Origin of the sequence: Streptomyces sp. NPDC047525 (genome assembly GCF_040643025.1) — a bacterium.
Lineage (GTDB): Bacteria > Actinomycetota > Actinomycetes > Streptomycetales > Streptomycetaceae > Streptomyces > Streptomyces durmitorensis.
This window is the reverse complement of record NZ_JBEYTL010000014.1, coordinates 122,382-134,792: the sequence shown is the minus strand read 5'-3', so window position 1 is coordinate 134,792 and position 12,411 is coordinate 122,382. Positions and strand designations below refer to the sequence as shown.

11 protein-coding genes are annotated in these 12,411 nt (G+C 70.5%); 7 read left to right on the top strand and 4 right to left on the bottom strand.

What is annotated here, in order from left to right; translation table 11 throughout:
• Positions 1-864 carry a radical SAM protein gene (locus ABZ833_RS33100; RefSeq protein WP_361054632.1) on the bottom strand — a complete coding sequence of 288 codons (864 nt, stop codon included), beginning with the start codon at positions 862-864 and terminating at the stop codon, positions 1-3.
• Positions 865-1,215: 351 nt separating this feature from the next.
• Here ABZ833_RS33100 and ABZ833_RS33095 point away from each other — a divergent pair, with 351 nt between their 5' ends.
• Positions 1,216-2,433: a cytochrome P450 gene (locus tag ABZ833_RS33095; RefSeq protein ID WP_361054444.1), complete on the top strand. Its 1,218-nt coding sequence runs from the start codon at positions 1,216-1,218 to the stop codon at positions 2,431-2,433.
• 18 nt (positions 2,434-2,451) lie between these two features.
• Entirely contained in the window at positions 2,452-2,652 is a 201-nt protein-coding gene (locus ABZ833_RS33090) for a ferredoxin (protein WP_361054442.1), read from the top strand.
• Positions 2,653-2,667: 15 nt separating this feature from the next.
• Here the strand turns inward: ABZ833_RS33090 and ABZ833_RS33085 are convergent, their stop codons facing one another.
• Entirely contained in the window at positions 2,668-2,844 is a 177-nt protein-coding gene (locus ABZ833_RS33085; protein WP_361054439.1) for a hypothetical protein, read from the bottom strand.
• Positions 2,845-2,914: 70 nt separating this feature from the next.
• Positions 2,915-5,464 (bottom strand): polysaccharide lyase family 8 super-sandwich domain-containing protein, encoded by a 2,550-nt coding sequence (locus tag ABZ833_RS33080; protein WP_361054436.1) that lies wholly within the window; start codon positions 5,462-5,464, stop codon positions 2,915-2,917.
• A gap of 188 nt (positions 5,465-5,652) precedes the next feature.
• On the opposite strand from ABZ833_RS33080, the gene ABZ833_RS33075 reads away from it, so the two are divergent.
• The 5 genes from ABZ833_RS33075 to ABZ833_RS33055 all read left to right on the top strand — a co-directional run bounded on the left by ABZ833_RS33075 (position 5,653) and on the right by ABZ833_RS33055 (position 11,686).
• Complete coding sequence (locus ABZ833_RS33075; RefSeq protein ID WP_361054433.1) at positions 5,653-6,249, top strand: chemotaxis protein CheB; 597 nt, start codon at positions 5,653-5,655, stop codon at positions 6,247-6,249.
• Positions 6,249-8,171 (top strand): CheR family methyltransferase, encoded by a 1,923-nt coding sequence (locus ABZ833_RS33070; RefSeq protein WP_361054430.1) that lies wholly within the window; start codon positions 6,249-6,251, stop codon positions 8,169-8,171. Before ABZ833_RS33075 ends, ABZ833_RS33070 begins: the two co-directional genes overlap by 1 nt.
• 24 nt (positions 8,172-8,195) lie before the next feature.
• Positions 8,196-9,086 (top strand): ANTAR domain-containing protein, encoded by an 891-nt coding sequence (locus ABZ833_RS33065; protein WP_361054427.1) that lies wholly within the window; start codon positions 8,196-8,198, stop codon positions 9,084-9,086.
• Between the two features lie 105 nt (positions 9,087-9,191).
• Positions 9,192-10,427 carry a hypothetical protein gene (locus ABZ833_RS33060; RefSeq protein WP_361054424.1) on the top strand — a complete coding sequence of 412 codons (1,236 nt, stop codon included), beginning with the start codon at positions 9,192-9,194 and terminating at the stop codon, positions 10,425-10,427.
• Complete coding sequence (locus ABZ833_RS33055) at positions 10,415-11,686, top strand: hypothetical protein (RefSeq protein WP_361054421.1); 1,272 nt, start codon at positions 10,415-10,417, stop codon at positions 11,684-11,686. The genes ABZ833_RS33060 and ABZ833_RS33055 overlap by 13 nt, the downstream gene beginning before the upstream one ends.
• A gap of 24 nt (positions 11,687-11,710) precedes the next feature.
• Here the strand turns inward: ABZ833_RS33055 and ABZ833_RS33050 are convergent, their stop codons facing one another.
• The gene (locus tag ABZ833_RS33050) at positions 11,711-12,391 is read right to left on the bottom strand and encodes a pyridoxamine 5'-phosphate oxidase family protein (RefSeq protein WP_361054418.1); all 681 of its coding nucleotides are present in this window, start codon (positions 12,389-12,391) and stop codon (positions 11,711-11,713) included.
• Positions 12,392-12,411 lie beyond the last annotated feature (20 nt).

Sequence of the window (12,411 nt, the reverse complement as noted above, 5' to 3'; positions counted from 1 at the left end):
TCATGCATCCGGGTGCGTGTCCCGTGTCATCGGGTAAGTGCCGGTGAAATTCTCGACGTTCCTGTCCCCCGTGACCTGGTGCGACAGCGGTGAGTCGCCGTCCGCGAGCCGTGCGAAGAAGTTCCCGATCCTGCGCTCCCCGCCCTCGTCGATGACGACGACCTCGCAGTCCGGGTCGATGAAGAAGTAGCTGCCCGTGCGGGTCTTGTTGCGATAGACCCTCAGCTTCACTCCGCGCTCCCGCGCCGCCGCCTCGCAGCGGTGGACCACGTCCTCGAACTCCTCGTCGCCGAGGGCGAGCCAATCCCGGTTGTCCGAACCGTAGTTGGTCTCGGACATCTGGTAGACCTTCCATACGTCGGGCAGGCAGGCGTCGTCGATGAGGCTCAGTACGTCGGGCGCGCCCCCGACGTTCAGCCGGGTGACGACCGTGCCGAGCTTCACCTGGACGTGCGGGTGGTTCTTGCGGACCTCGCCGAGGAGGGTCAGCATCTTCTCCCGGTGCGGGGCGACTCCGGTGCGCAGGGCGCTGTGCTCCGCCGCGTCCGCGGACTCCAGGGGCAGCGCGATCCAGGAGAGGCTCGGCAGTACGCGCTCCATCGTGCGCAGCGGTGCGAGGCCGTTCGTGCTGAGGACGACCTGCGGCGACGGGTGGTCGCCCTGGGGCCGGCGCAGTGCCGCGGCGAGTTCCGCGAGATAGGAGAGCAAGGTCGGCTCACCCCCGGAGATGACGACGCCACGCACTCCCCCGGCCTTGAGCGCGGATGCGACCCGGAGTGCGGTCTCCCTGGGCATGGAGGGGACTTCATGCCTCGGGCCGAAGCAGAAGGGGCAGCTGAGATTGCACCTTCCGATGGGCCGCATATCGACGAAGGCGGGGATGAGCATGGGGGGACTTTAGCGACACCTGGGGCGCGGATCCCGCCGAATCCCCCAAGGGGTCGCACACCGAACACCTGCCCTCGGCACACGCCGGACAAGCCTACCCACGAACCGCACGCCCCCACGGCGCGACCGTACGCCCCGCGTGCTCCGGAGCCGACCGGAGCCGACCGGAGGCCCCCGACGCGGAGGGGTTGAGCGGAGGAGATGATTCCGGCCAGATTCGACCGCTGGACCGCCCGCTTTCTGGCTTGGTTTGCCGTGGACCAATTAGATGCCCCAGGCATCTACTGGAACAGGTAAAGGGAGCCCCTCCGCTTGTGAGGTACGTCCATGACGGAATCAGTCGTGCCCGAATCAGTCGTGTCCGCATCAGTCGCCTTCCCGCAGGACCGCACCTGCCCCTACCACCCGCCGGAGTCGTACGAACCGCTCCGCGAGGCCCGGCCGCTCTCCCGGGTCCGGCTCTTCGACGGACGTTCCGTCTGGGTGGTCACCGGGCAGGGGACGGCCCGTGACCTCCTCGTCGACCCGCGCCTGTCCACCGATCGCGAGAACGAGGCGTTCCCCGCGCCCACCGAGCGCTTCGCCAACGTACGCAACCGCCGTGTCGCCCTGCTCGGCGTCGACGACCCCGAGCACAACGCGCAGCGCCGCATGCTCATCCCCAGTTTCTCGGTCAAGCGGATCGCCGCGCTGCGGCCGCGCATCCAGGAGACGGTCGACCGGCTCATCAACACCATGATCACGAAGGGTGCTCCGGCCGAGCTGGTCGGCGCGTTCGCGCTGCCGGTTCCGTCCATGGTGATCTGCGCCCTGCTCGGCGTGCCCTACGCCGATCACGAGTTCTTCGAGGAGCAGTCGCGCCGGCTGCTGCGCGGCCCCCGGGCCGAGGACACCGAGCGGGCACGGGACGAACTGGACGCGTATTTCCACGCGTTGATCGAGAGCAAGCGCCGGGAGCCCGGGGACGGGCTCCTCGACGAGCTCATCCACCGGCAGCTCGCCGAGGGTGCGCTCGACCGCGAGGAGCTGGTCAGCCTGGCCACGATCCTGCTGGTCGCGGGGCACGAGACCACGGCGAACATGCTCTCCCTGGGTACGTTCACCCTCCTTCAGCACCCGGAGCAGCTCGCGGAACTGCGTACCGAACGGACGCTGATGCCCGCTGTGGTCGAGGAGCTGCTGCGCTTCCTGTCCATCGCGGACGGAATGCTGCGGGTGGCGAAGGAGGACATCGACGTCGCGGGCAGCACCATTCGCGCGGACGACGGCGTCATCTTCTCCACCTCCCTCATCAACCGCGACGGCTCGGCCTACGAGACCCCGGAGGAACTGGACTTCCACCGCGACAACCGCCACCACCTGGCCTTCGGGTTCGGCATTCACCAGTGCCTCGGCCAGAACCTCGCCCGCGCCGAGATCGAGATCGCCCTGCGGACGCTCTTCGACCGGCTGCCGGAGCTCCGCCTGGCCGTGCCCGCGCGGGAGATTCCGTTCAAGCCGGGCGACACGATCCAGGGGATGCTCGAACTCCCCGTCACCTGGTAAGAGTTGGAGGAGATGAGCGTGCGGGTCCATGTCGAATCCGAGCGGTGCGTGGGTGCGGGCATGTGCGCACTCACCGCACCGAGCGTCTTCACCCAGGACGACGACGGCTTCAGCGAGGTGCTCCCCGGCCGCGAGGACGGGGGCGGCGACCCCCTGGTGCGTGAGGCCGTGCGGGCCTGCCCGGTGCAGGCCGTGACCGTCACCGTCGACGACTCCTGAACGCTCCTCGCGGGCTCAGTGACCCCGCCGCCGCCAGGCGGCGAGGTCCACCCGGCACACGGAACGGAGCCCGGCGATGTCGGTGTCGTAGAGCTCGCCCGTCCAGCTCAGGGTCCACCACGGGCTGGTCTCCGGGGTCAGCCGGGCGATCCCCACCGCGCCGTACAGAGCGACGACCAGGTCGACGACCACCGCGAGAAAGCGGCGCGCGTCCCCGGCCAGGCGCGGCAGCCGGCCGGGATGCGGCGGCCCGCCGGGCGCCCTATCCGCGCAGCGTCACCGTGAAGCTCCGTCCGTAGGCGTGCCGCGTCTCGACATCGATCCGGGTCCCGCCCTGGACCCGGCTCACGCGCACCCCCTCGTCGGCCGTGACCTCCCGCAGCGCACGGCCGCGGAGCAGCACGCTCACCCTGTCGCGGTCCATCGTCGGGTCCGACACCGCCACGGTGGTCGGGCCGCGCCGCTCGCGCCGTACGAGGACCGAAGCGGGGCCCTCGATCCGCATCCCCATCCCCGCGGCCTCATGGCGGCCTGACGTGAAACTGTTCGCGGCGGTCAAGCCGAGGCCCGCGTGGCTGACCGCCTGCAACCGCACCGTGTTCGCGAGGACCTTCAGCGGCCGCCCGCCCCGGTACGACCTCAGCCCCGCTTCACCCGCGCTCGGCACCAGCGCGTAGGCGAGGGAGACAGGCTTCGCCCCGGCCGCCCGGTCCACCGTCACGCCAAGGACCCTGCGGGTCACCGGGGTGTCCGGGTTCGCGGTGCGCACGACCCGGCGGCTGCGGGTGACCTCGTCCAGGGTGACCCGCACCTTCGGGGTGTCCAGGAAGACATAGCCGACGGAGGTGCGCTGCGTGGCGTTGGCGTGGCGCAGCCACCGCAGGTCACCCGTGCCCGCGCCCTTCCACGGGGTGCCGTCACGCAGCTCCCCCGTCACGGAGACCTGGTCGCCCGGCGCCGCGGTCCGCGCGTCGACCGTCGTCGTCACGGCCCGCCCCGCGCCGTCGCCCACCCCCGCGGCGAGCACCACGATCTCTTCGTCGAGCAGGAACCACGACTTCGTCGCCGTCGCGCCCCGGTGGACCACGAAGTCGTCCGGCAGCAACTCCCGGTCCTGGAAGGCGACATCGCTGGACTGCACGGCCCCGGCCGCGCCGTACGCCCCGAGGACGGCACCACCGGAGTACTGGTTGGTGCCGCGCGGGAAGTAGACGTACTTGTTCTGCGACTCGGAGGAAGAGGTGAAGTTCAGCGGGTGGCCGGGGTTGTCGTAGTACGGCTTCCCGTACAGCTCGGGGACCGTCCTGCGCTGCTCGACCGGCGCCGTCACACCCGCGAGGCCGTACGGAGAGACCGTGGTGAAGTAGTCGACCCCGTACGCCTGCGTCTGGTCCTGGCCGGAGAGATAGAGGTAGTACGCGCCGTCTCCCTGGAACCACGGCATGAGGTTCTCGCCGCTCATGTACTCGTACTTGCTGATCCGGTCGGAGCTGCGCGCGAGGGCGAAGGCGTAGCCCGGTCTGCGGTGGACGGTCTTGTCCATGGCGTTGAAGGCGACGCTGCGCGAGGCCGGGTTCAGGTCCGCGGGCGGCACCGAGGCGTCGCCGATGATGTCGGTGTAGCGCACGATGCTGACCGGTGAGACGAAGCCGGTGGGGTTGAGCGTGGCGCGCGAGGTCGCGCGGATGTGCTTCACGTAGCTCTTGAGCGCGGTGGCGTCGGCGCCGCTCGCCAGCGAGGAGAGGTCGACGACGGCCTCGACGACGACCGCGACGTCGGTGTAACCGCCGTCCGGCCGCGACACCGCGCGCCCCTTGACGATCTCCATCATCCAGCCCTCGAAGATGACCGGCGCGAAGCCGTCGCGCACCCACCTCTGGACGGTCGGCACCAGCTCCTCGCCGTGCGCGAAGCCCGTGCCGTCGAGGATCTTGAGTGTCTGGATCACGCGGGTGAGCAGGCCCTTTCCGTACGAGCCCGTGTACGCGACGGAGGCGTGCTGAATGAAGGAGCCGTCCGCGTAATGGCCGTCCGTCACACCGTGGTTGAGGTGATAGGGGTCGATGGTGACGAAGACCGTCAGCTGATCGGTGAGCGCCTTGCGGATGCGGGCCTCGCCGCCCTCGCCGATGAGCGCGCCCTGAAGGATCCGGTTGGTGGTGATGTCGGCGAGGTTGGCGCCGGTGTGGAAGCGCGAGTCGAGGTCCACGTCCCCGTCGGTGCCGTTGCGCAGATAGGCGTCCATCGAGGCGACGTAGATGGCGATGAGGCCTGGCTTGTAGGTCCGCACCTCGTCGACAAGGAGTACGAGGGTCTTGCTGACGGACTGGGAGATGCCGATCTCCCAGTTGAACCAGTTGCCGTAATAGCCCTTGGACTGGTCGCCGTAGTGGCGCTCGTGCAGCCAGACCAGGCCGTCGATGACGCGGCGCTGCACGGCGGTGTTGTCGTGGAGATCGGAGGGGGTGCCCGGGGTGCGGGTGGCGAGGGCGATCTCGTACAGGCGTTTGTAGGCCGTGTTGAGGTTGGCGTCGTCCGTGCCGAGCACCAGGCCGTCGAAGAGCTCCCCTTCGCCCGCGTCGTCCATCGACTTCAGGTTCGTCCGGGCGGTCTTGTCGACGGCGGCCAGCTTGGCGGCCGTCTCGGGGCGCGCGTTGGACTCGGCGGTCCCCGCGAAGATTCCCACGGTGTTGGCCAGGAGCCGCGCGGTGTCAGCGGCGGCCGCTGCGGCGCTCACCGGCAGCGTGGGGATCACCGCCAGGAGACCGGCGGCCGAGAGAGCGGACAACAGGCGTCTGCGGGTGATCTCCATGGCGTCCTCCGCCGGTGCGTTGGCGATGTGGCGATGTGGCGTTCTGGTGTTCTGCTCTTCTGGTCGAGCTGGTGTTCTGGCGTGCTGGGCGGGCGGAGTCAAGCAGATGCCCCGGGCGCCGACAAGGGCCGGTGCCCGGCCGTCCATGTGCAGCTTGCCGGACTGCCAGCGGCTAGGCTCGTCATGTGATGTCGGAACAGCACACTTCAAGGCCGTACGCCGTCGTGGCTGTCGCGTCATCAGCCGGTGGCATCCAAGGCCTGGTGGCCCTCCTGAGCCGCCTCGGCCCCGACCTTCCCGTGCCCGTTCTCGTGGTCCAGCACCTCGATCCACGCCACCGGACGCTCCTCCCCGAGGTGCTCTCGCGGCGCACGGAGCTGGCTGTGAAGCTCGCGGAGGACCAGGAGCACATGGAGCCGGGGACGGTGTATATCGCGCCGCCCGGCCTGCACCTCCTCGTGGGGCCCGACGGGGTTCTCGCGCTGACCAGCACGGACCCCGTGCACTTCGTGCGCCCCTCCGGTGATCTGCTCTTCGAGTCGGTCGCCGACTCGTACGGGTCGCGGGCCATCGCCTGCGTCCTGACCGGCACGGGCGTGGACGGCGCGACGGGCGTGGCCGCGGTCAAGCACCGGGGCGGCACCGTGATCGTCGAGGATCCGGAGACCGCGCAGTTCGCGGGAATGCCCCAGGCGGCGGTCGCCACGGGAGCAGCGGACTTCGTACTCCGTCTTGAGAAAATCGCCGCGGCGGTCCGCGGACTTGTCGAGGACAAGAGGCAGTGATGAGTGAGTCGTCCGGCGCCGCTACCGATGAGGGCGCCGAGCCGCAAGCCGGACAATCCGAGCGTGCGCCCAGCACGGCTGTCGACCAGGGTCTTGAAGACCTGCTCGGCTTCATTCGCGACTCGCGCGGATTCGACTTCACCGGCTACAAGCGGTCCACCCTCGGCCGCCGCATCCGCAAGCGGATGGACGACGTCGGCACCCGTGACTACGCCGACTACCGCGATCTGCTCGAGGCCGACGCGGTGGAGTTCCGCACTCTCTTCAACACGATCCTGATCAACGTCACCTCGATGTTCCGCGACCCGGAAGCCTGGGAGCTTCTCCAGCGTGAGGTGGTGCCGGAGCTGATCGCGGACCTGGGTGCCGACGACGAGATCCGGGTGTGGAGCGCGGGCTGTTCCAGCGGCGAGGAGGCGTACTCCCTGGCCATCATCTTCGCGGAGGCGCTCGGCATCGAGGAGAGCCTGAACCGCGTCAAGATCTACGCCACGGACGTCGACGAGGAGGCGCTGCGCGACGCCCGCGCCGGGCAGTACCCGGAAAAGAGCCTCGAATCGCTCGCGGTCGAGCTGCGCGACAAGTACTTCGAGCAGCATGACAACCACTACGTCTTCCGCCCCGACCTGCGGCGCCGGGTGATCTTCGGCCGCCACGACATCACCCGCGACGCCCCGATCTCCCGCCTGGACCTCCTCGTCTGCCGCAACGCCCTGATGTACTTCAACGTCGAGGCGCAGGCCCAGATCGTCGACCGCTTCCACTTCGCCCTGCGCGAGGGCCGCTACCTCTTCCTCGGCAAGGCCGAGATGCTCCTGAATGACGGCGAGCGGTTCGAGGCGGTCAGCATCCGCCAGCGCGTCTTCCGGCGCCGGCCGGGCGGCAGCGCCGCTCCCTACCCCTCGATTCCCGTGAAGATCAGGCCCGGTGTGGGCATCGAGATGCAGGCGGCCACGCGCACCCGCCAACTGCGCGACCTGATCCTCGACGCGGCTCCGGGTGCCGCTGTCGCCCTGGACGGCGACGGCATTCTGGTGATGATCAACAACGAGGCCCGGTCCCAGTTCGGCCTCACGGCCCATGACGTGGGACGCCCCTTCCAGGACCTGGAGCTCTCCTACCGGCCCACCGAGCTCCGCTCCCTGATCGACCAGGCCGTCCATGAGCGCCGGACCTTGCGGGTGAACGGTGCCGAGCGGCGCATCGGCACCGAGATCCAGTACTTCGACATCGTCATCCAGCCGATCGCGAGCGGCCCAGGCCTTCCGGTCGCCACCAACATCACCTTCACGGACGTCACCCTGGCCATGCAGCTCAAGGCCGAGGTCAAGCGCGTACGCGAGGACCTGGAGACCGCGTACGAGGAACTCCAGTCCACCAATGAGGAGCTGGAGACCACCAACGAGGAACTCCAGTCGAGCATCGAGGAGCTGGAGACCACCAACGAAGAGCTCCAGTCCACGAACGAGGAGCTGGAGACGACGAACGAAGAGCTCCAGTCCGGCAACGAAGAGCTCGAGACCATGAACGACGAGATGCGCCTGCGCACCACCGACCTGGACGAGGCGCGCGCCTTCCTGGAGGGCGTGGTGAGCAGCATCGCGGCGGGGGTGGTGGTGCTCTCCGCCGACATGCGGGCCAAGAGCTGGAACCGCGGCGCGGTCGACCTCTGGGGGCTCCGGCCCGACGAGGTGCTTGGCGAGCACTTCTTCGCCCTGGACTTCGGGCTCCCCACCGACAGCCTGCGCGAGATCATCCAGGAGTGCGTCGCGTCCGGCAAGCGCGCGGGCCCGGTGACGATCCCCGCGGTGAACCGCATCGGGCGGAGCATCAACTGTTCGATCATCTGTTCTCCGTTCGACGGCCACAACGGCGGCGTCGTCCTCCTGATGGAAGACCTCGCCAACGGAGAAGGCAGCTGACGACTCCGGTCGTATCCTGTGAACATGAGCGCCATGAAAGGCAGTTCGTGCGCAGATGACGGCCGGGCGGACGCCGCCTGGCAGCGTGCTGTATCGGCGGGCGAACGCGCGGCGCTGTCATCGTTGACCGCCGAGCGGCACGAGAGGCTCTACGCGCAGTCCGGACGCGAGTTCCACGCGACGATGGCGGAGCGGCACCGCGCGGTCGAGGAACGGCATCGCACGGCGGCCAGGCTCCAGGAGACGTACGCCCGCCGGGCCAGGGCATGGGCGGCGGGCCGCACCGACCCTCCGCGCGCGGGAGGCGAGGACGACCACCGCCCTTTGTTCATGGCCGGGGTCGCGGAGGCCTGCGGAACGCTCAGTGCCGCGCTCACGCTCGTCGGGGTGGACCTGAACCAGCTCGCGGTCGCCGCATCGGACCGGCCTTCCCGCGGCGCCCAAGACCTGGAGTACATCCTGACTTCGGGCCCCGGGCGTGACGCGACCCACAGCCGCCGTGCGGTCCACGCGTCGGGGGCGGACCTGGAGAGGCGCTGGCCCGGCTATGGCTCCGGCCTCGCGGCTCTCGGCCTGAGCTCCGTCGCCGCGCTGCCGCTCCGAGTGCACAGTGGCTGCCTCGGGGCACTCACCGTCTTCGATCCCCCGCCCGAACTGGTCCGGACGAGGGCTTTCGACGCCGTCGCCGACGCGCTGACCGAGTCCGTCCTGCTCGGCCCGGACGCGGACCCGGGCCTGTACGGCGGCACGGACCTGCGTGCCGTGGTCCACCAGGCCGCGGGCGTGCTGTCCCATCAGACGGGCGGCTCGGTCGATGACGCCCTGGCCCTCATCCAGGCGCGGGCGTACGCCGTGGGCGAGTCCCTCGATTCGGTGGCCCGGCGGGTCATCTCCGGGGAACTGAAGCTCGCCTGACCCTCGTCCGGGAGGCTTGCCCCCGGTTGATAGCGTCGCTCCTCTGATCTTGACATGTCATCTGAACGTGTCGCCTGACGTGGCTCGCGGGGGAAGGGGAGCGCCATGCCCAGGGTGCGTGCCGTCCGGAGGCGTACGTGGCTGGTGGTCGCCGGAGTGGCCGCCCTCGCGCTCGCGGCCACCGGGACCGGGATCGCCGTCTCTCAGTCGCAGGGGCGTGACGACCTCATCGCCGCCAACCGGGACCAGCTGAACCGGGCCTGCGCGGGCCTGCTCCCCGAGGAGCTGAGCTCCTTCGTGCCGGACGACTCGGCGGGCGTACTGGAGGAATACGGCACGCTCCTGACGTCACGTCAGCAGAGCAGGGCACTGCTGGACTGCACGCTGTCGTGGGGCGGCGACGCCGGCGGCCTTGAGCCCGACGCACAGGTGCGGGTCCGGGCCGAGGCCGTGCTCGGCAAGGCCCAAGCACCGGCCGGAGACTTCGAACTGCCCCTGCCGAGCGGCACGTTGGGCGGCACGGGCTCCAGCGAGGACCGGCTCGACGGCAGCCAGGTGTCGGCCACCCTGCTCACCGGGTGCCCGAAGGGGCTGAGCGGCCGGGTCCGGCCGTCGAAGGACCTGCTCGTCTCCGTGGACCTGCCCTCGCACGCCGACAGCGAGTACGACATCCCCAGGTCCGACCGGCTCCTGGCGTCCCGCACCGCGGTCCGGGTCGCCGACTGGGTGAGCCGCGAACAGGGCTGCGGGACAGAGCCGTTGGCCGATGCCGCGAAGCCGAGGAGCGCCGCCGCGCTCTGCGACTGGCTCTCCCCCAAGGCGCTGAAGTTCGCGCGGGGCGGCTGGCGGTTCGACGAGAACGACACGGTGTACAGCGAGCGCGCCGGTACGTGCGGCGGGCAGTGGGACGACACGGCGGGCTGGGCCGCCGGTCTGAAGGTCAAGGCGGCGGGCGCTCAGAGCTGGTCCGGTGTCCTCGCGTCGGGCGCGTACGAGAGCTTCGGCGACAGCGGACACGTCCCCGGGACCGAACAGAGCCGCCATGAGCGGGGCCCTGAGGGCCAGTTGACCTTCGACATGCCGGGCGACGATCCGCTGCTCGCGCTCTGGGCACGGTCGGTGTGCGACGGCGGGCCGACCTTCCACCGGGTCACGGTCACGCCCGCCCTCGACTTCCGGCACCAGAACGAGGTCGTCGTGGACAAGAAGGAATGGCGGCGGATCTCGGCGGACGCGCGGGCCGTGCTCGACCGCTATCTGGCCGCGGACGACGGCTGGCCCCGGCGCTCGCACTGCCGTGACACGGAGATCATGGGAGAGGTGGAGCAGTGGCAGGGCTGACCTGGCGGTCCGGGGCGGGAAGGAAGCTCACCACGGCGGCCGGCGCGGTGCTCGCCCTCGCGCTGGTGGCGGGCGGGTACTTCTGGTTCAGCGGAGGCTACGACCGGTGGGTGGCACAGCGTCTGCTGGCCGGGGCCTGCGACGGAGTGCTCCCGGCCGCCGAAGTACGTGACGTACTGGGCGAGGGGCCGTTCCAGGACGACACGCGCGGCCGGACTGAAGGCGAGCTGAGCGATGCCTCGCTGCGCGTGAACTGCACGATCGCCCGCGACACCGAGCACCACACGGGCACGTCCACGCGCGCCGGCTCGGTGAAGGTGAACGTACGGGCGGTGCCGGAGCGGGTCGCGAAGGACGACACCGGCTTTGCGGCACGGGAGCGGCGGCGCGAGGACTTCACCGGCGAGTACGACGGGGTGTACCCGGACGTGTACTCCTCCCTGCCGCCGGTCGCGGTCGGCCCCGGCTGGAACGGCGTCTTCTCCACGGACGAGTCGAGCGGCGGCAAGGCGTCGGCCACCACCGCCGTCCTGCTCGACTGCGCGCGCGGCCGTGGCGGGCTCCTGGTCACGGTCGACGCCGAGGACGAGGGCGTGACCCTCGACGCCCCCCGGCAGCGCACCGCCTTCGCCCGGATCGCCACCGCCACGGCGGCGAACGCCTCCGGCCACTGGGGCTGCGACGCCGACCTGGGCAGGGCCCCGCGCACGGTGGAACTGCCCGTGAACTCGGACGAGGCGGTGCCGCCTGCCGATGCCACCGCGTCCTGCCGGGGCGTTCCGGGGCGTGGCTCCGAGGTCGCGCGGGTGTGGGAGGGCGCACGCGGCGGGACGCCGGTCGAGGTGTGTGTCCTTGGGCCCGGCACCGTGACGGGGGACGGCCTGCCGGTCGCCAGGTCGACCGACGACGTGGGCGGGCACTATCGGCTGAGCGCCTCCTACGGCCCGTACGCGCAGGACGAGCGGTATCGCTACCAGGACCGCTACGACTACCTGGCGCAGGACCGCATCCCCGGCGCGGCACCCTCCGGCCGCCTTCCGGAGGGCGGGTACTGGGTGAGCGCGGAGTGCGAGAAGGACGGCGAGCGGGCCCTGTTCACCGTCGAGCCGCCGGGGTCCGACTCCCCTTCGTACCAACAGGACGAGAAGGACAAGCCCACGCCCGCCGACCGGGCCTATCAGCGCGCCGCGCTCAAGGCCTTCGCGGAAGGCTCGGCGAGGGCGCACGGCTGCGGGACGCCTGTTGCCGCCAAACCCTGACGCGACGGACACGACTGACGCGGCTCAGCCGTGCCGCGTCCCGCCGCGCTCGGCGATGTGCGGCGGGACGGCGATGCCCGACGGGAGCAGCGGGTCGGCGACCGGGGTGCCCCAACTGGCCGTCAGGGGAAGGTTCCCGGCCCAGATGCCGAGCCCGGCGTCCGGCCCTTCGCCGTCGTCCGGAGGGCCCACGCTCGTCTTGACCGACGCCTCCTCCAGGGAGAGGGCGAGCACGGTCGTCGCCGCGAGTTCCTTGCGGCTGGGGCTCCGGGCGTAGTCCCACTGGCCGGGGGTCGCGTGCTCGGTGAGCAGGCGCAGGCCCGTCAGCTTCTCGTCCGGGTCGGTGACCTTGCGCGGGACGCCGTAGATCATCGCGCTGCGGTAGTTGACGCCGTGCTCGAAGACGGAGCGGGCCAGGATCAGGCCGTCCACGTGGGTGACGGTGACGCATATCGTCGCGCCGGGGTCGGCGGCCAGGCTGCGGCTGGCGACCGAGCCGTGCAGATACAGCTGGGTGTCGTCGCGGCCGTAGACGGTGGGCACCACCATGGGGTGGCCGTCGACGACGACGCCCAGATGGCAGATGAACCCCGCGTCGAGGATCGCTTCGAGGTCGGCGCGGTTCAGGCTGCCCTGTTCGCGCAGGCGCCTGTGGCGGGTGCGGTCGGTCTCCTGGAGCGTGGTCTGCTGCTTGCTGGTGGTCACGCCTCCGCAAGCTACCGATA